Origin of the sequence: Paraburkholderia sp. CNPSo 3274 (assembly GCF_024206475.1) — a bacterium.
Taxonomy (GTDB): domain Bacteria; phylum Pseudomonadota; class Gammaproteobacteria; order Burkholderiales; family Burkholderiaceae; genus Paraburkholderia.
Window position 1 is genome coordinate 26,292 of record NZ_JAMBPR010000072.1, and the last position, 19,140, is coordinate 45,431.

General features: G+C 56.7%; 13 protein-coding genes and 1 pseudogene. All 14 read left to right on the plus strand.

From position 1 onward, the window contains the following. Positions 1 to 55: 55 nt before the first annotated feature. On the plus strand, positions 56 to 970 hold the full coding sequence (gene nodI / locus M3I54_RS34910) for a nodulation factor ABC transporter ATP-binding protein NodI (protein WP_254316860.1): 915 nt from the start codon (positions 56 to 58) through the stop codon (positions 968 to 970). 3 nt (positions 971 to 973) lie between these two features. After that, positions 974 to 1,762: an ABC transporter permease gene (locus M3I54_RS34915; protein ID WP_254316861.1), complete on the plus strand. Its 789-nt coding sequence runs from the start codon at positions 974 to 976 to the stop codon at positions 1,760 to 1,762. Between the two features lie 107 nt (positions 1,763 to 1,869). Beyond that, positions 1,870 to 2,601 (plus strand): sulfotransferase, encoded by a 732-nt coding sequence (locus tag M3I54_RS34920; RefSeq protein WP_254316862.1) that lies wholly within the window; start codon positions 1,870 to 1,872, stop codon positions 2,599 to 2,601. Positions 2,602 to 2,819: 218 nt separating this feature from the next. Continuing rightward, positions 2,820 to 3,410 (plus strand): NodA family N-acyltransferase, encoded by a 591-nt coding sequence (locus M3I54_RS34925; RefSeq protein WP_254316863.1) that lies wholly within the window; start codon positions 2,820 to 2,822, stop codon positions 3,408 to 3,410. Positions 3,411 to 3,495: 85 nt separating this feature from the next. Then, a complete protein-coding gene (nodS, locus tag M3I54_RS34930; protein WP_254344029.1) occupies positions 3,496 to 4,125 on the plus strand; it encodes a nodulation methyltransferase NodS in 630 nt (209 codons plus the stop codon). A gap of 13 nt (positions 4,126 to 4,138) precedes the next feature. Further along, complete coding sequence (nodU, locus tag M3I54_RS34935) at positions 4,139 to 5,857, plus strand: nodulation protein NodU (protein ID WP_254316865.1); 1,719 nt, start codon at positions 4,139 to 4,141, stop codon at positions 5,855 to 5,857. A 77-nt stretch (positions 5,858 to 5,934) separates the two neighbouring features. Then, entirely contained in the window at positions 5,935 to 6,552 is a 618-nt protein-coding gene (gene cysC / locus M3I54_RS34940; protein ID WP_254316866.1) for an adenylyl-sulfate kinase, read from the plus strand. A gap of 186 nt (positions 6,553 to 6,738) precedes the next feature. Beyond that, positions 6,739 to 8,238, plus strand: coding sequence for an efflux transporter outer membrane subunit (locus M3I54_RS34945; protein WP_375541821.1), 1,500 nt, complete (start codon positions 6,739 to 6,741; stop codon positions 8,236 to 8,238). 94 nt (positions 8,239 to 8,332) lie between these two features. Then, positions 8,333 to 9,484, plus strand: a complete 1,152-nt coding sequence (locus M3I54_RS34950; protein WP_254316868.1) for an efflux RND transporter periplasmic adaptor subunit — start codon at positions 8,333 to 8,335, stop codon at positions 9,482 to 9,484. Between the two features lie 11 nt (positions 9,485 to 9,495). Continuing rightward, positions 9,496 to 12,540, plus strand: coding sequence for an efflux RND transporter permease subunit (locus tag M3I54_RS34955; RefSeq protein WP_254344031.1), 3,045 nt, complete (start codon positions 9,496 to 9,498; stop codon positions 12,538 to 12,540). A gap of 661 nt (positions 12,541 to 13,201) precedes the next feature. Further along, a complete protein-coding gene (locus M3I54_RS34960) occupies positions 13,202 to 14,890 on the plus strand; it encodes an NAD(P)/FAD-dependent oxidoreductase (RefSeq protein ID WP_133189702.1) in 1,689 nt (562 codons plus the stop codon). 35 nt (positions 14,891 to 14,925) lie between these two features. Next, positions 14,926 to 16,266 (plus strand): amidase family protein, encoded by a 1,341-nt coding sequence (locus M3I54_RS34965; RefSeq protein ID WP_133189704.1) that lies wholly within the window; start codon positions 14,926 to 14,928, stop codon positions 16,264 to 16,266. 71 nt (positions 16,267 to 16,337) lie between these two features. Then, a complete protein-coding gene (locus M3I54_RS34970) occupies positions 16,338 to 17,684 on the plus strand; it encodes a carboxyl transferase domain-containing protein (RefSeq protein ID WP_254344033.1) in 1,347 nt (448 codons plus the stop codon). A 558-nt stretch (positions 17,685 to 18,242) separates the two neighbouring features. After that, positions 18,243 to 19,140: pseudogene (locus M3I54_RS34975) on the plus strand (IS5 family transposase); the annotation flags it as partial.

Consider the following 19,140-nt stretch of genomic DNA (forward strand, 5'->3'; position numbering starts at 1 on the left):
TCGCGCGCGCTGCGGAATCTTCCTTAAACAGTGGTCTGTATACAGTTCTGGCTCCATGTCTAATGCAACGATCACCTTCTCGAGTGTAAGGAAATCCTACGGCGGTAAGCTTGCTGTCGATGGATTGTCCTTCCGTGTGGAACCCGGCGAGTGCTTCGGTCTGCTCGGGCCTAATGGTGCCGGCAAAAGCACTACCACGCGAATGGTGCTGGGTATGGCGCTGCCTGACGCAGGCGTGATTACCGTCCTCGGAGAACCGGTGCCAGCGCGGGCACGCCTGGCGCGCAGGCGCATAGGTGTCGTTCCGCAATTCGACAACCTGGAGCCAGGTTTTAGTGTGAGCGAGAACCTGCAGCTCTTCGGGCGCTACTTTGGGATGAGCACAGGCGAAATCGAGGCGGTGGTTCCATCCTTGCTGCAGTTCGCACGCCTCGAGGACAGGGCTCACGCACGCGTCACCGAGTTATCGGGCGGGATGAAGCGCCGCCTAACCATTGCACGCGCGCTCATCAACGATCCGCAACTTATTGTCATGGACGAACCGACGACTGGGCTAGATCCGCATGCGCGCCACCTCATCTGGGATCGATTGCGCTGTTTACTCGCACGCGGCAAAACAATTCTTCTCACTACTCATTTCATGGAAGAGGCAGAGCGATTGTGCGATCGGCTATGTGTAATCGACAGAGGACGCACCATTGCTGAGGGGGCACCTGATGCATTAATCCACGAGCAGATTGGAAGTCACGTTCTCGAGATATATGGCGGCAACCCACATGAACTCAAAACGCTGCTGATGCCGTTTGCGCAGCGTACAGAGGTAAGCGGTGATGCACTGTTCTGCTACACGGCCGATCCACAACAGGTGTGCACGCAACTGCGCGAGCGCACAGGTCTGCGTATTGTGCAACGTCCCGCGAACCTGGAGGACGTTTTTCTTCGGCTGACCGGACGAGAAATGAAGGATTGAATAATGCGCGAAGAGTTTATGATTGCCCTACCCGGCAACGCTTGGAACTGGCGCACTGTATGGCGGCGCAATTATCTGGCGTGGAGAAAAGCGGCACTTATCTCCCTTCTCGGCAACCTGGCGGACCCGATGATGTACCTGTTTGGTCTCGGCTTCGGCGTCGGAATAATGATAGGTCACATCGACGGCGCTCCTTACATTGCGTTCCTAGCGGCTGGAATGGTTGCGACAAGCGCCATGACCTCAGCGACTTTTGAAACGATTTACGCTGCCTTCGCTCGCATGCAAGTTCAGCGCATGTGGGAAGCCGTGCTCTGCACCCAACTGACAATTGGCGATGTTATTCTTGGCGAATTGGCATGGGCCGCTACAAAAGCCCTTCTCGCGGGCTCCGCCGTGATGGTGGTTGCGGCGACGCTCGGTTACGCGGCGTTTTCGAGCATCGTATCTGTGATCCCTGTCGTTTTTCTCACTGGCCTCGCTTTCGCGAGCGTGGCAATGGTACTCGTCGCAATCGCGCCGAGTTATGACTATTTCGTTTTCTACCAGACGCTTGTGCTTACGCCCATGTTGTTCCTGAGTGGTGTCGTCTTCCCTGTGCGCCAACTGCCTGCCGCGCTTCAATACCTTGCACAGTTCCTGCCGCTTGCCCACTCCGTTGAATTGATCCGTCCGGCGATGCTTGCACGTCCGGTCGGCGACATGGGGCTGCATCTTTGCGTGCTTTGTGTCTACACAATACTGCCGTTCTTCCTGTCTGCGACACTGGTCCGCCGCCGCCTGATGTCTTGACGCTGACGGCGTTGCGCCTCAGAAGCAGTCTTGTGATAAGCGTCGGACTGGGGCTACATCCGAACCACCGCTTTCAACCTAATTAAATGCACGCCATGACCCACTTCATGCCGAAAACTCAGCCATTCGTGATTCTCGGGATGCCCAGAACCGGCACTCACTATCTGGAAGAACTGCTGAATGCTCATCCGAACGTTTTGAGCAATGGCGAGTTGCTCAACACCCACGACACCAATTGGCCTGACACCAACCGGTTTAGGTGCAGCAATCGGGAACTTCTCGAACTTGCCTATCTTCGCTATCCGGTCCAAAAGGGAAAGGCGTACGCCACGCATATCGGTTGCAAGATCAATCAGCCGCAATTTCTGGAACGCCCCGGGTTCTTTGAAGAATTGGCACGGTGGCCATGCCTGAAGGCGATGCTTGTAGTCCGCAGGAATACGCTGGAATCTCTGCGATCCCTGGTGCAAGCGAGACAAAGTGGTGAATGGCTGAAGTACGGTTCGGACAATGGATCAGCTCCGCCTCCGCAGGTCGCGTTGACTATTGAATTATGCGAAGCCTACTTCAAAGCTGCAGACGATTTTCATCGTCAAGTCGTCGACTCTTTTGCGCCAGAGAATCTGCTTTCAATAGACTATGAAAACCTCCTCGATGACCCCGCCCGATGCATGGAAGCGGTGCAGACGTTCCTTGGGACTTCCGTGCATCCCTGCTCTCACAGGACGGCGCTTCAAAGGCAGGAAGTACGGCCTCTGGAGCAAACCGTACTCAACTTCGACGAGTTGAAAGGTCACTTCAGTCGCGGGCACTATGAGAGATTTTTTGAAACAGCGTGAGATGGACTTTCTCGTGATCGCATGACCCATGTTCGCCCATGTTCATTTCCATAGAAACAGCACCAAATCTATCCTTCTAACAAGTCTGCTATCTAAAGATTCATTTTACGATCTTTGCGTTTCCTACTGGCGCAAAATCCAGAATGCGATGCTTCCGCCTTCTGGGCAATCGCACGCCACGGGTTGCGCGTAAACGCAACTGAACAAGGTAACTTTCCATGTCCTCAAAGGTGCAGTGGAAACTGTGCTGGGAGAATGAGCTCCAGCTTTCCGATCATCTCGAATTGGCCCAGTTTTTCCGGATAACGTATGGTCCAACCGGACCGTTCAATGCAAAGCCGTTCGACGGCGGTCGAAGTTGGGCCGGGGCGAGGCCCGAACTCCGCGCCATTGCCTACGATTCGCAAGGTGTGGCGGCGCACATGGGTTCGTTGCGCCGCTTCATCAAGGTTGGCGCAACCGACGTGCTGGTGGCGGAACTGGGTCTGTATGGAGTGCGGCCAGACCTAGAGGGGCTCGGAATCAGCCAATCCATTCGCGCGATGTATCCTGTATTGCAGGAGCTTCGCGTGCCATTCGCATTCGGCACCGTCCGCCATGCTTTGAAGAACCACTTCACCAGGTTATGTCGACATGGAATGGGAACGATCATCTCGGGGGTTCGCGTCCGTTCAACGCTTCCCAACGTTCACCTCGATTTGCCGGCAACACGTGTTGAAGATGTACTGGCGGTGATTATGCCGATTGATAGGGGTATGAGTGAGTGGCCGCACGGGACTGAAATCGAACGCAATGGCCCTGAGCTATGACTCGCCTGCATCTGACCGGACATGCGGTCAGCGCCTCGATCTGTCCTGCAACGAGATTTGAACGCACACTCTCAGGTAAGCTAAATTGAAAAACGTAACGCATTTTGACTTGTTGCGTCGGGAGTTGGACGCGGACGATCCGTGGCAACTGGACAGTAATCCGTTCGAGCATGAGCGTCATATGCACATGCTTCGATTATCGCTCTCTAAAGGTCCCGTTGCCCATGCTCTTGAGGTCGGATGTGCCGGCGGCGCGTTCACAGAGAAATTGGCGCCATACTGTCAGCGGCTCACCGTGATGGATGTGATGCCGCAAGCGCTTGCGAGGACACGCAAGCGGCTAAATTACCCGCCAAACGTGAACTGGATCGTTGCAGACGTCCAGCACTTTTCCAGCGCAGAGCGGTTCGAACTGATCGTAGTCGCGGAGGTTTTCTACTATCTCGCCGACATCGCCGAAGTGCGGGATGCTATCCGCAAACTGGCATGCGTACTCGCGCCTGACGGCCAGTTGATATTCGGTTCAGCGCGTGACGCCAATTGTCGACGCTGGGGACATATTGCTGGTGCTGAAACGGTGCTGAAGATGCTAAACGAACGGTTCACCGAGATTGAGCGAGTCGAGTGCGTCGGCCAGTCGTCCAATGAGGATTGCCTGCTCGCACGCTTCCAGAACGCAGTGCATTTTTCCCATCAATCAGATTTCCCTTGCTAGGGTGAAAGATACCATGCGCATCTGTGGCCTCAAGCTGACACACGACGCAGCAATCGCCGTTGTCGAAGATGGAAAGCTCGTTTTTTGCATCGAACAGGAGAAGCGGGACAACAATCCGAGATATCACGATATACGGAACCTCGATGCAATTGAGACCGCATTAGCCGAGCACGGTCTACGGACTGACGACATCGACGAATTTGTGATCGACGGCTGGGACGGCGAAGTGACGTCGCAGTTTCAGGTGCTGAGCGGCCCCACCCCAATCGTCCTTGAGGGTGCCCCCTATACGGAACGAAAAAACGGCGATCTTCTGGCTTCGGTCGACGGCACCGGGCTGCTGATCGGTGGCAAGTCATATCGGTACACGAGCTACCCTCACGTGTCCGGCCATGTCGCCGCCGCATACTGCACGAGTCCGTTCGCACAACTTGGGCAACCTGCGTTATGCCTGGTGTGGGATGGCGGCATGGTGCCACGGTTGTACCATGTAGGACGCGACGACGTGCGGCTCATTGACCAGCTGTTCCCCATCATCGGTCAAATGTATGCGGCGGCCGGACATCATTTCGGGCCGTACGCAAAGGCGGCGGGTGCGGAGTGGGACCTGGGAGTGGCCGGAAAGCTAATGGCATACATCGCCTTGGGGTCAGTCGACGAAGAAATCGTTGCTATATTTCGCCATCTTTACCTTGAACGCTTTGCAGGCGACACAGAACTTGCGCGAAACTATCGCCAGAATCTCCACCTTCCGAGTACATCGCTCGCAGCGATACGCAATTTCTTCCGCGCATGCGTGCCGGAGCTGCAGGCTAAACCTCCCGAAGACGTACTCGCCTCTTTCCATACTTTCCTCGAGCGCCTACTCGTCCGCGAAATGGAAAAGGCTCTGCGGCGCCATTGTATTCCTGGGCCGCGCAACCTGTGCATATCCGGCGGATGCGGACTCAATATCAAATGGAACAGTGCATTACGCGCAAGTGGCTTGTTCGATGCTACCTGGATTCCGCCCTTTCCGAACGACAGCGGTTCGGCGATCGGCACCGCATGCTGCGCAATAGCCGCGAACGAGGGCTTCATGCCGTTAGAGTGGTCGGTATATAGCGGCCCCGCAATGAAAACGGGCAACCGAGCGGCCGGCTGGTCGGCGTCACCTTGTTCCCTAGCTGAACTTGCACATATTCTCGCCGAAAATAGGCCCGTCGTTTTCCTTGCCGGACGCGCCGAGCTGGGCCCCCGAGCACTTGGGGCGAGAAGTATTCTCGCCGCTGCGACTTCGCCGAGCATGAAGGCTCTTCTCAACGATGTCAAGCATCGGGAATATTTCCGTCCTGTGGCGCCCATATGTCTTGAAGACCGGGCGCCTGCTGTATTTCTCCCAGGCACTCCAGATCCCTACATGCTGTTCGATCATCAAACACGCGACGAATGGCGGGACAGGATACCTGCCGTCGTGCATCTCGATGGTTCTGCGCGATTGCAGACCATTGCAAGGTCATCCGAACACCCTGTAGCGCAGTTGCTAATCGAATACGAGAAGCTCACAGGCCTTCCCTTGCTGTGCAACACCAGCGCCAACCACCTGGGACGAGGCTTTTTCCCCGATGCTGCGTCGGCGTGTGAATGGGGAGGTGTCGAACACGTTTGGTGCAATGGTCTTCTATTCACCAAGACATGCAGAAACGAGATATCGGCGTCAGTCGACGAGCCGAAATCTTTTCGGGTTGCATGAATTGGGATCTTCACCGCAATGCCGCAACAAGTGAGCGCAAGCTCATACCCCGACCGCACCGATCTAAGTAGGCAAGTATGGCGAATGAGCCTTCGACTTCAGAGTTGTATGCGCACGGCTTCCGGGTTCCCCCGGAGGCAAGAGCACGCTTGCTTCGGCAAACACCGGCCATTCTCTGGTTTACCGGCCTATCAGCCGCGGGAAAGTCGGCTATTGCTGACACCGTGGAGGCGCGTCTCCATACAGCCGGCCGACTCACCTACATTCTTGACGGCGACTCCGTCAGGCTTGGTCTATGCAAAGACCTTGGCTTTACCGATGCAGACCGTCACGAGAACGTACGGCGCGTCGCGGAGGTCGCAAAATTATTGGCCGACGCCGGCATCGTAGTGTTGGTATGCCTCATCTCGCCGTTCCGCCGCGATAGGGAACTCGCCCGGTCTACGGCGGGCAGCCATAATTTCGCCGAAATCCATGTTCACGCGAGTTTAGCCGCGGCGGAGGCCCGTGACCCTAAAGGGTTGTATCGGCTGGCAAGGCGCGGCGCAATCCAGCGCTTCACTGGCATCGACTCCCCGTATGAGGAGCCGACAGATCCAGACGTCTTGATTGACACATGTTGTAAGTCCGTCGACGAAGGTGCCGATATGGTCCTGAATTGGCTCCACAGTTCTGACCGTTGCCATCATTCGTGATTGCATACACGCTTCGCAGCAACACCGTTGAACCAGGGGGAGTTCTGCATCCAAATATTGACAACACTCATCGCTCACAAGCCAGGTAGATAGATGAATGACGAGGTCCATTGCAGCTCCGGTCGTGCACGTTTGCGTCCGCAATCTTGCGCGGCAGCTTTTCACTGCACAACAGGCCCGGTTGTCATGCGTGCCGCAGTAATCGCTGGAGTGTTTCCACTGCTCGGCTCGCTGGCCAGCTGCACGGTCGGCCCCGAATACCACCCTCCAGCGCCACCCACGATTCAGCGTTACACACCGACGCCTTTACCTGATCGCACGGCATCGTCGCAGGGCGAAGCGGGACTTGAGCAGCGGTTCGCGGCCGGCGGCGACCTGCCTGCTCAATGGTGGACGCTCTATCGCTGCGAGCCGCTCAACACGCTGATAAGCGAAGCACTTAAACACAGCCCAACGATCGCAGCAGCCAGTGCCGCGCTACGCCGAGCCGCCGAGGATCTGCGCGCACAAGCAGGGAGCGCACTCTACCCATCTGTCGATGCCAAGCCCAACGCTCTACGTGAAAAGCTGAACGGCGCGACGTTGGGGCAGCCCAACGTCAACAAAATACTGACTCTATACAACGCATCAGTAAGTGTTTCGTATGATCTGGATCTGTTTGGTGGTGTTCGGCGCGAGCTCGAATCGCTGGGCGCACAGGTCGATTTTGAGCGCTTTCAGCTGCAAGGCGCCTACCTCGCACTGTCGGCAAACATCGTCACGACTGCCGTCAAGGAAGCGTCGCTGCGTGAGCAGATCAGCGCGACCGAGAACATTGTGGCCGACGAGGAGACGCAGCTTGGCGTTCTGCGCAAGCAATTCGAGTTCGGCGGTGTGGACCGGATTGCCGTGCTCGCGCAAGAGACGCTAGTCGCGCAAACACGGGCGACGCTACCGCTGCTGCGGCAGTCGCTTGATCGGACTCGACACCAGCTTGCCGCGCTTTCGGGCAGATTACCGAGCGAAACAGGTGTGCCCGAATTCACGATGTCGATGTTCACGCTGCCGCAAACCTTGCCGGTCAGTCTGCCTTCCTCGCTGGTCCGGCAGCGGCCGGATATTTTGGCCGCCGATGCCGTGCTGCACCAGGCGAGCGCCGAGGTCGGAGTCGCCACGGCAAACCTCTATCCACAACTCATGCTCTCCGCGAATTACGGCCCGCAGTCTTTAACGCCGGCCGGCATGCTGAAGTATGCCGACATGATCTGGAACATCGGCGCGGGACTCACCCAACCAATATTCCATGGTGGGCAGTTGACCGCAAAGAAAAGGGCGGCGGAAGCCGCATTTGACGAGGCCAACGCGCGATATCGGCAAGTCGTGCTGCTCGCATTCGAAGATGTGGCGGATACATTGCGCGCACTCGATCACGACGCGGCTGCTCTTGCCGCGCAAACCGAAGCCTCGCGCGCGGCTAGCAGTTCACTGGATGTGACGCGCGGACAGTTTCGAGTCGGCGGACTCAGCTATCTGTCGCTGCTCGACGCACAGCGCCAATATCAGCAGGCCGTCGTGAATCTCGCGCAGGCGCAAGCAGCTCGCTATGCAGATACAGCCGCGTTATTCCAGGCACTGGGTGGTAGTTGGTGGAATGACACGGCGTATGACGAGAAGGGGCATGCCAACGCCGGTCTCCGCTCCCAGTGAATGCTCATGACGATTGCTGCGCGCTGCATACGTTTCCCGGGCAGCGCGCTAAAGACGCTCGTGCCTCGAGAGTTTGCCGTGCAAGGACACTACGATGACGACGAAAAGACCAACAGGAAAACGGATGATCATCATGCTGATCTGCGTGGGCAGTCTGCTCGGCACGCTGATCGGCTTCAATCTTTACAAAGCGCATACCATTAAAAAATTCATGATGCGCGATGGCATGGCCGCCGCCACGGTCACGTCAGCTGTGGTCAGCTATCAGACTTGGCAGCCACAGCTTTCCGCCACGGGCAGCCTGCGCGCAGTGCGCGGCGTCGACGTGACGACAGAAGTGGCAGGCCTCGTGCGCGAGATCGAATTCAGTTCCGGAGAGGAGGTGAAAGCTGGACAGGTCCTCCTGCGCCTCAACGACGACTCTGATCGCGCACAGCTCGCATCGCTACAAGCTGCCGCGGACCTTTCGCAAACGGTTTACACGCGCGACAAGGCACAGTATGAGATTCAGGCCATCTCAAAAGCGCAGTTGGATGCCGACACTGCCGAACTGAAGAGCAAACGGGCGCAAGTCGAACAGCAAGCTGCCCTCGTCGCCAAGAAAACCATTCGCGCACCTTTCGCAGGACGCGTGGGGATCACCACCGTTAATCCCGGCCAGTACATCAGCCCGGGGGACGCAATTGTTACCCTGCAAGCCGTCGATCCCATTTACGTCGACTTTCATCTACCCCAGGAGCAACTGGGGCATCTCGAGGCCGGACAGCAAGTCGCCGTAAATACGAGCACATTTGCGAGCCTCAGCTTCGGCGGCCAAGTCCGCGCGATAAATCCGCGCGTGGACAGCACGACGCGCAACGTGCAGATCGAAGCCGTCCTGGACAACCGCGAGCGCAAGCTGTTGCCCGGCATGTACGCGAACGTGAAGATCGATGTAGGTAGCGAGCAGCGCTATCTGACCTTGCCGCAAACCGCGATCGCGCACAATGCGTACGGTGCAACGGTATTCGTCATTAGACCGAGCGAGCACAAAAACGCGCACGGTGAAACGATGCCGGTGGCGCAACAGGTATTCGTGACGCCGGGGCCCACGCGCGGCGATCAGGTGGCGATCCTGAAGGGTCTCGACGAGGGCGCGCAGGTCGTCACGAGCGGTCAGCTCAAGCTACAGAACGGCACACCGCTCGTCATCAATAATCGTGTGCTACCTGCGGACAGCCCTGCTCCGACGCCTCAGGAGCAGTGAGAGGCCGCCCGATGAAATTCACCGACATTTTTCTTAACCGGCCGGTCCTCGCTTCAGTGCTGAGCCTGCTGATCCTCGTACTAGGCTTGCGTTCGCTCTCCACGCTGAAGGTCAGTGAATATCCCCAAACCCAGACGGGCGTAGTCACGCTTACCACTTCCTATTACGGGGCGAGCGCCGACACAATGGCTGGGTTTATCACGCAGCCGCTGGAGGCGGCCATCGCTCAGGTGCAGGGCATTGACTACATGTCGTCGAAAAGCAGCACGGGCGTGTCGACGATCAACGCGACGCTACGCATGAGTTATGATCCGAACCGCGCACTCACCCAGATCAATACACAGTTAGCGTCAGTGCGTAACCAGTTGCCACGCGAGGCCCAGCAGCCGGTGCTGACGATGCAGGTGGGTCAGACCACCGACGCGATGTATATGGGCTTCTACAGCGACGTGCTGCCGCCCAACAATGTCACCGACTATCTGCTGCGCGTCGTGAAGCCGAAGCTCGACTCCATTCAGGGCGTGCAGACCGCGGAGATACTGGGCGGTCGCCAGTTCGCATTGCGCGCATGGCTCGATTCAACCAAGCTCGCAGCGCATAGTGTCACTGCTTCTGATGTCTACACAGCACTCGGCAACAATAACTACCTCGCGACACTCGGCACAACGAAAGGCCAGATGACCAGCGTTAGTCTAAACGCGCGTACCGATGTCCATTCGGTGGAGGACTTTCAGAAACTGGCTGTCAAACAGAAGAACGGAGTGATAGTGCGTCTCGAGGACGTTGCCAATGTCGTGCTAGGCGCGGACAATTACGATTCCAGCGTCGCATTCGGCGGCAAGCGTTCTGTGTTTATCGGAATCAAGGTAGCGCCTGACGCAAACGTGCTCGATGTGGCCAGACGCGTTAAAGCGGTGTTTCCCGATCTGCAAAAGCGGTTCCCGACGGGGATGGCTGGTGATATCGTCTACGACGCGACAGACTTCATCAACAGCGCGATTGATGAAGTAGTGAAGACGCTCGTCGAGGCGTTACTGATTGTCACGGCCGTTATCTTCCTCTTCTTCGGCCGTTTGCGCGCCGTCATCGTACCCGTGGTCGCGATGCCGCTTTCGCTGATTGGCACGTTCTTCATGATGCAGTTGCTCGGTTACTCGATCAATCTGTTGACGTTACTCGCGATGGTGCTCGCGATTGGGCTCGTGGTCGACGATGCGATCATCGTCGTTGAGAATGTCGACCGCCACATGAATGAAGGCAAGCCTCCCATGGAAGCCGCGCTAGCCGCCGCGCGCGAGCTTGGCGGCCCGATTCTGGCAATGACCGCCGTGCTGATCGCCGCATATCTGCCTATCGGCTTTCAGGGCGGCCTGACAGGCGCCCTGTTCACTGAATTTGCGTTCACCCTTGCGAGCGCCGTCGCGGTGTCAGGCGTGATTGCGCTAACCCTGTCGCCGATGATGTGCTCGCGCATTTTCCGGAACGTGCACGAGTCCGGGCGTTTCGCCGTTTTCGTCAATCGACAGCTAGATCGTGTGCATGCCGGCTATGCCCGGCTCTTGCATGCGGCCCTCGACACATCTTCCGTGTTCGTCGTCATGGGAGTTATGCTGCTTTGCGGAACCGTGTATCTCTTTTCGACATCGCAAGCAGAGCTTGCGCCGCAGGAGGACCAAGGCATCGTGCTATCGCTGATCCAGGGGCCGCCTAATGCCACAGTCCAGCAAATGCAGACATACGCCGATCAGGTATTAGAAATGTCAAGGCGCTTGCCCGAGTATGCCCAGATGTTTCAGTTGACCGGCCTGCCGACATTGAATCAGGGCTTCGGCGGCGTGCTCTTCAAGACGTGGGACAAGCGGAAACGAGGCGCAACCGACCTACAACAGGACCTTCAGCAGAGGTGGAATAGCGTTGCTGGTGCTCGTGTCGCCGCGTTCCAGTTCCCGCCTTTGCCGGGCGCACAGGGTTTCCCCGTGCAATTCGTGATCAGCACGACAGAGCCCTTCGAGAATCTCGACGAGGTGACGAAAGCCGTGCTTCAGAAAGCGCGTGAAAGTGGCATGTTTCTCTTTGTCGATAGCGATCTAAGGATCGACGAGCCTGAAGCCGTCGTCACGGTTGACCGCGACAAGATCGCGTCGCTCGGCCTCACGCAAAGCGATGTGGGACAGGCGCTAGGCGCTGCACTCGGCGGTAACTACGCAAACTACTTCTCGATCGCTGGCCACTCATACAAGGTGATTCCGCAAGTCCAGCAAATAGATCGACTGAATCCGTCACAGGTACTCGACTATTACTTGCGCACGCCGGACGACAACATGATTCCGGCGGCGACGGTTGCGTACCTGAAGCAAACGGTCGTCCCCGAATCGATCAATCGGTTCCAGCAACTCAATGCGGCAACGATCTCCGCTGTGATCTCACCTAGCGTCTCCCAGGGCGAAGTTCTCGACTTCCTTCGTAAATCCACGACCGACGCAGCTCCGGCAGGTTACAACACCGACTACGCAGGGCTATCGCGCCAGTTCATGCAAGATTCTGGTAACTTCCTGGTCACGCTCACGTTCGCAACGATTATCGTGTTCCTTGTGCTTTCAGCGCAGTTCGAAAGCTTCCGCGATGCGCTAGTCATTTTGGTATCCGTCCCAATGGCGCTCTTCGGTGCTCTCGTCTTCATCAATACCGGCTTTTCGACGCTCAACATCTATACGCAGGTCGGACTTGTCACGCTCATGGGGCTCGTCAGCAAACATGGGATTCTTATCGTGCAGTTCGCGAACCAGCTTCAGCGCATGGGCCGCGGTAAGCGAGAAGCCTTGGAGGAAGCCGCAGGTGCACGCCTGCGCCCGATCCTCATGACGACGGTCGCCATGGTGCTCGGCGTACTGCCCTTAGTCGTCGCCTCGGGCGCGGGCGCAGCAGGCCGGAACGCAATGGGCCTGGTGATCTTCACCGGACTGTCGATCGGCACTGCGTTCACACTATTCGTCGTACCGGCAATGTATATGTTGCTGGGTGCAAATCATCAAGGGACGCCAAAAGACCAGTCATGAACTGGTTGTCCATCTGTGCAGTAGCGATGTCTTCGCCTATTCCAAATACGCACTCCCCGGCACCCGTGCGTCAGCGTAATTGCCGTGTGAGGACGAGCGATGCGTTGCTTGGCTTTGGATTTCGTGGAGCACGCCTAACCCACCCTTCTGCAGTTAGGGAAGCCAATGCTGGAAGGTCCACTGGTCGTGCTCGTCGAGCGCTATTGAGCTCACAGGCAATGAGATGGAAAAGAGAACAATGAAGCGTCACACGCTTGCAATGGCACATGGATCAAGGTGCTGGCGTCGTGACCCGACGCAAACGCGCGGGCGCGACGAGGTTTCTGACCCGATGAAAAGTCCATCGTTGTCACCGCCCTTAAGGTTGACCCAGAGCACATTGTCGGATCTCAGGTATAGCACCTCCATTTTCACACTATCGACACAACTATCCATAGCCCGCGTCAGATTGCTAAAGACATCAATTTTACTTGCTTGATTCCGCTACAGGAGATTGCTATCGTCGATTGCATAGACATTCCGGCGCGGCATTTTCTACTGACGAGCAACACGTTATCGGCAACGAATTATAGGATCTCGACTTGTTCTATCGAGATGCGTGCGTCATTCCCGCCATCATCGTCTTTCGCCTCGATGCATTGCCATTACAGGAGAGGAATCCATGAAAAACTACGTCACATCTTCGAAAGTTCCATCGCCGACCGTCGATCTACTGTATGACTATGCTCCGTTTTTGGAGCGGGGCGCATCTGTTGGGGCAATCGGAACGCTTTCCTCGGATATCGCAAGTCCACGCGTTGCTATCGTGGGGGCAGGCGTCAGCGGCCTTGTGGCCGCGAACGAACTGATGCGAGCAGGTGTAGGCGACGTCACTGTGTTTGAAGCTCGCGATCGCATTGGCGGCAGGTTGTGGTCACAGCCGTTTGATTCAGAGCACCCAGATCTCATCGCCGAAATGGGCGCAATGCGGTTTCCTCCAAGTGCGACCGGTCTTTTTCATTACCTTGACCGGTACGATATTCCCACCACAGCATCGTTCCCCGATCCTGGAGTCGTTGATACGGAACTACATTATCGCGGCGTTCGCCATATCTGGCCGGCCGGAAATCCCCCACCGCCTCTATTCAGGCGTGTACACGAAGGCTGGAGAGCTCTCTTGCAGGATGGATGCGTGATCAATGGCACATCTCTCGTCGCGCCGGCCGAAATTACGGCCATGTTGAAATCGCAGCGCTTTAATGAGGCATGCGCCGCGTGGCAAACATGGCTGGATTTATTTCGCGACAGTTCGTTCTATGCCGCCATCGTCACCATTTTCACGGGTCCTTGCCCGCCTGGAGGTACTGCTTGGGAAAGGCCGTACGACTTCGAGCTATTTGGATCTCTTGGGATTGGCTCGGGTGGTTTTCTCTCCGTCTATCAGGCCGGATTCACCGAAATTTTGCGTCTCGTCATTAACGGTTACATGGACGATCAACGCCTCATCTCGTGCGGAATTTCAACGTTGGCTGAACGTATTGCAAACGAGAATATTTATGGAAGCACCGTCGCCGAACGGGTTCGCTTCAGCGGCGTCGGTCGCATCTACAAAGAAGGTGCAGAGATCAAGCTCGTGACCGACAATAACGAAATTGCGACCTTTGACCGGGTGATCGTCACCAGCAACAACAGGGCGATGCAGATGGTTCATTGCTTGACAGATGACGAAACGTTTCTCAGCCGCGACGTTTCCAGAGCAGTCAGAGAAACTCACCTGACTGGATCGTCAAAGCTCTTCATGCTCACCCGAGACAAGTTCTGGATAAACAAGAAACTGCCCGTCACCATCCAGTCTGACAGCTTCGCACGAGGCGTATACTGCCTTGATTACGAACCTCACAATCCAGATGGTCGGGGTGTGGTTTTGCTCAGCTACACTTGGGAGGACGACGCTCACAAGTTGCTGAGTGTTTCAGACAAAAAGGAGCGGTGCGAGTGCTTCGTCGACGACCTGTCTACCTTCCATCCAGAACTTGCGCGTCACCTCGTCCCTGCAGATGAGGACTATGAACGCTGCGTCCTCCATCATGACTGGCTGACAGATCCGCATTCGTCCGGCGCCTTCAAGCTCAACTACCCAGGTGAGGATGTCTATTCGCAGCGTCTGTTTTTTCAATTCCAGACGGCAAACGATCCAGCAAGCGATACAGGGCTCTACTTGGCAGGATGCGGCTGTTCTTTCACCGGTGGGTGGATTGAGGGAGCCGTGCAGACAGCGATCAACAGCGCATGCGCCGTTATACGTAGCGTCGGGGGTGATCTTTTACCTGGCAACCCTCTTGACGATATACGCAGTGCCTACTGCTACTAATATCGCACTCCCCGACCTCCCACGTGCAAAATTTCATGCATTTTCAAAACACTCTTGAATCGCTTTGCGACGTCATAATGTCTGGAACAGTTACAGCGGAAGAGATCCGGGATCGCGCACTGAACGCCGAAGCTAACCAGACACATCTAAACTGTTTCATACGTGCTCGCAGCCCGGAGGCGCACTTCGCGAGAGCGAGGGACAATCTGAGAGGCGCGCCACTCTACGGCATTCCTTTTTCTACAAAGGACAATATCTGCGTCAAGGGACTCCCTGTAACCGCCGGGACACCGGGCATGGAAGATTGTATAGCCACACGCGACGCACTTGTGGTCAGAAAGCTCAAATCCCTCGGCGCCGTCGTCGCCGGCAAGAACAACATGCATGAACTGAGCTTTGGAATCACGTCCGTCAATCCCCATTGGGGAACCGTGGGCAATCCGGCGGCTCCGGGCCATTTGGCCGGCGGAAGCAGCGGCGGCTGCGCCGCAGCTGTGGCAGCGGGTATTGTCCCGATGGCGATTGGAACCGACACTGGCGGCTCGGTGAGGATACCTGCGGCCTTTTGCGGCATAGCGGGTTTCAGACCAACAAGTGGCCGTTGGTCTTCAGCCGGAATCATTCCGGTTTCACGCACGAAGGATTCACCGGGCCTCCTGACGCGAACGGCAAAAGACGCTTTGTTTCTATACGACTTGCTGAGCTCCGATAGCCAAATCCCGTCAAAACAAACAAATACTCGCTGTCGAATCGGTCTTCCACGCTCCATGTGGGACGACTTGGATGATGATGTTCGGATGCATTGCTGGCAGGCGATCAGGCGTCTCACTCGCGCAGGCTTTCAGTGCGTCGACCTCGATGACGCGGTTGTTTCCGAATTAAATAAGTTCGGCACTTTTACTATTCCAGTCTACGAATTTTTTACGGACTTTCCGCGCGCACTGCTCTCGTTTGGATGGGGAAGTAGGGTTAATGCTGTGTTCGACAACATCCATGACAAGTGCGTGAGGAGCATCATTCACCAACACCTTGACGGAAGTCTGATCTCCGCGAAAGACTATACCGCCGCAGTACAGAACATTAACGCTTTGCGGCTACAAATGAATGCACTGCTCAACGCCCAAGGGATCGATTTTCTCGCTTATCCCACTGTCCCGCGCAGCACTCCTCACGTTAGCGATGCACAGCGTCCAGGACTGTTCGCAGACGTAATACGCAACACCGACCTCGCCAGCAATGTCGCAATGCCCTCCATTACCTTGCCTGTGGCGCCGAACGATGCATTACCCGTGGGAATAAGCCTTGATGCCGCACGCGGCCAAGACCGCCGGCTCCTCCTGATGGCAGCCGCTGTGGAAGAGATTCTTGCTTCGTAGCGTACGCGACTTTCAGCCGCGCTGGCGCTGGACTTCCAAACGCTCACGCACTGCTCGGAGGTAAGCAATCCATGCAGATTTCGTCGCAAAGAATAAGCATGCTTTTTGACGCGGGTAGCTTTGTGGACCATTATCCAAGAGCGGACGCCCACTTCCTCTGCGGCGAGGGACTAATCAATTCGGTCAAGTCGTTTCTGGTCATGAATCGTGGACAAGACTGTATGTTCAAGGGAGCCGGACAATGGCGTACCGCCGAGCAAATCATAAGCACAGTGAATCACGCCCGGGACCAGCGGGCTCCGTTGATCTACATTCAGGATCATCCGGGAGAGGTGGGCAGTTTCGATACAACGAAAGTAATCTCGTCGGATATGTCGAGATTGCTTTTGTCTCCAGCAGGCATGGGCAGGGTCAGCGCGTCGCTTGCAGACTTCGCAGAAGCCAATCTGCTGATCTCAGCAATACTAGGACCGACGTCAGGCCCGTTGGCTCTTCCGATTATGCTCGCCGATCTGGTGTTGATGACTGAGAAAGGGGCTCTATGTATGGGCCGTCCGGATATGGTGAAGGCGATGCTGGCTGAGCAGTCAGATCTGTATTCGCTTGGCGGAACAGACGTTCACTGCAGGGGCTCGGGGTCAGTTCAGCTCGCGTTCAAAGATGAACGCCGTTTATTTGAATGCGTAAGAGATTTTCTACGCTGCCTCGTCAAAGACACAGCGCTTGAATATGAGGAACCCGACGCAGTCGATTTTGAAAATCTGATTCCATCCAATCACCGCACCCCCTACGACATGCATCATTTGCTGCTCTCTTTTGTCGACAAAGGCAGCTTCACTGAAACAAACGCCGAATACGCGCGAGAAGCACTGACGGGCTATGCGCGCATTAAGGGACATTTCGCGGCAATCGTGGCAAACAACCCGCGATTCAACAGCGGCGCCATCCACCGGAAATCCGCGGCCAAGATGGCAAAGATGATAAACATTGCTGCAAAGACCAGCATGCCAATCATCTTCCTTGCCGACGTTCCCGGGTTCATGATAGGCAGGGAAGCTGAAAATAGCGGCATATTTTTGGCAGCAGCGGAGTTGTTCAGAGCACATGTCAGATGCAACGTACCTAAGCTACTCCTTGTCGTCCGAAAAGCCTACACCGGCGGCGTGTATGCGATGAGCGGCCCCGGATTCGATCCAATAGCCGTGCTGGCGTATCCCCAGGCGCACATCGGCGTTTTTAGCGCGGACACGATGAGCAAAGTGATGTCTGGTGCTGAAGGCGCTATTAAAGACACTATGCGAAAGCTATCGGACGAGATCCAGAATCCAAATCTCTTGAAGGCTGATGGCCTGATTACAGACGTAATAGAAATCCAAGAAACTAGACAACAGGTTGTCAGATATCTGTTTCCGACGTGACACGGTCTGTTCCTCACGGAAGATTTGAGCGTACGGCCGCGCGCAATGGCGCCTCGAAGAGGACCATTTTGCACCATCAAAAGCCCTCAGGAAGTTTGAGCAAAATCGAGGCTCTGACGATGCGCAATCAGCCATACCTGATCGTTTACCTCTACATAGAACCGGACTGCCGCCGCAGAATTTGGAAGAAGGTCGCAGAAACTCAGGTGCTCACGTGAAGTTGCGCGCCTGCGCCTTACTGCCATCGCGACGTTCCACGTACGTTGCCATGCCCGAGTTCCTGCATCGTGTCGGTAATTTGCGCGCATGTCCCTGTTTCACCCGATCGTCTGTCGGGGACAACGTGGCGAAGACCGTCGCGCGTGCCAGCGAATTTGCTATCAGCCGCTAATCGTCGGCGTTGTCAGTCCAGCACCGGGACTTCTGACATTACCGCCTCGAGTGGCGTTGTTGCATAAATCTGGCCGCGACATGCTGACGTTTACGCGCAACACCGTACGGGCGTGGCTCTGATAACAGTTCGGTTTCCTGCGTACATTCTCGATTTTTGCCGAGAAGATGCGCAAGGACACGACCAGCAAGCAATCGAGTTCGAAAGCCGAATACCGCGTCAAGAACTGGGCGCAGTACAACGCTGGCCTCATTGCTCGAGGGGACGTGACGGTTTAGATCGACCCAAGCCTGTTCGCGGCGCCCCCCCGAGCTGGACGTACGTGCCCGTGGCCGCCCCTGCGTCTACCCGGATGCGCTCGTGCAGATGTTGCTCGGCCTCAAGCAGGTCTTTCGCCTGCCACTGCGCGCACTCCAAGGGTTCGCGCTCAGCCTGGGCAGCTTGCCTTCGCCGGCTTGCCGGTGCCGCCGCGCGCAGACCCTGAAGGTCGCGCTGCCAGTGCTGCACACCGGCGAGCCGTTGCACCTCGTCGTCGATAGTACTGGACCGAAGGTCTACGGCGAAGGCGAGTGGAAGGTCCGTAAACACGGCTGGTCCAAGCGCCGCACCTGGCGCAAGGTCCATCTGACGATGGACGCGAACACCGGCCAGATTTGCGCCGCGCTGATGACGCATCAGGACGAGGGAGATGGCGAAGTGCTGCCCGATCTGCTCGACCAGATTCCCGCTGACGTGGCGATCGACACCGCTGGTGGCGACGGCGCCTACAACACCAGGCCGTGCCACGCGCAGATTGCCGCGCGCGCCGCTACGCCGTCTATTCCACCACGCGAGGGCGCAATGCCCTGGCCTGACAGCACGCCCGGTGCGGCGTGGCGCAATGCGGCCATCGATGCAATCGCCCAGAGCAGCAGGAGCGAATGGAAGCAAGAGAGCGGCTACCACCGGCGCTCGCTTGCAGAGACCCTGATGTACCGCCTCAAGATACTCACGGGCCCCTGCCTGTGGGCGCGCGCGATCGGCTCCCAGGCGACCGAGGTATCGATTCGTGCAGGCGTGCTCAAC

Bases quoted from the DNA above. Each gene is read 5' to 3' on its own strand.
- nodI (WP_254316860.1), top strand. From the start codon at position 56: ATGTCTAATGCAACGATCACCTTCTCGAGTGTAAGGAAATCCTACGGC.
- M3I54_RS34915 (WP_254316861.1), top strand. From the start codon at position 974: ATGCGCGAAGAGTTTATGATTGCCCTACCCGGCAACGCTTGGAACTGG.
- M3I54_RS34920 (WP_254316862.1), top strand. From the start codon at position 1,870: ATGCCGAAAACTCAGCCATTCGTGATTCTCGGGATGCCCAGAACCGGC.
- M3I54_RS34925 (WP_254316863.1), top strand. From the start codon at position 2,820: ATGTCCTCAAAGGTGCAGTGGAAACTGTGCTGGGAGAATGAGCTCCAG.
- nodU (WP_254316865.1), top strand. From the start codon at position 4,139: ATGCGCATCTGTGGCCTCAAGCTGACACACGACGCAGCAATCGCCGTT.
- cysC (WP_254316866.1), top strand. From the start codon at position 5,935: ATGGCGAATGAGCCTTCGACTTCAGAGTTGTATGCGCACGGCTTCCGG.
- M3I54_RS34945 (WP_375541821.1), top strand. From the start codon at position 6,739: ATGCGTGCCGCAGTAATCGCTGGAGTGTTTCCACTGCTCGGCTCGCTG.
- M3I54_RS34950 (WP_254316868.1), top strand. From the start codon at position 8,333: ATGACGACGAAAAGACCAACAGGAAAACGGATGATCATCATGCTGATC.
- M3I54_RS34955 (WP_254344031.1), top strand. From the start codon at position 9,496: ATGAAATTCACCGACATTTTTCTTAACCGGCCGGTCCTCGCTTCAGTG.
- M3I54_RS34960 (WP_133189702.1), top strand. From the start codon at position 13,202: ATGAAAAACTACGTCACATCTTCGAAAGTTCCATCGCCGACCGTCGAT.
- M3I54_RS34965 (WP_133189704.1), top strand. From the start codon at position 14,926: ATGCATTTTCAAAACACTCTTGAATCGCTTTGCGACGTCATAATGTCT.
- M3I54_RS34970 (WP_254344033.1), top strand. From the start codon at position 16,338: ATGCAGATTTCGTCGCAAAGAATAAGCATGCTTTTTGACGCGGGTAGC.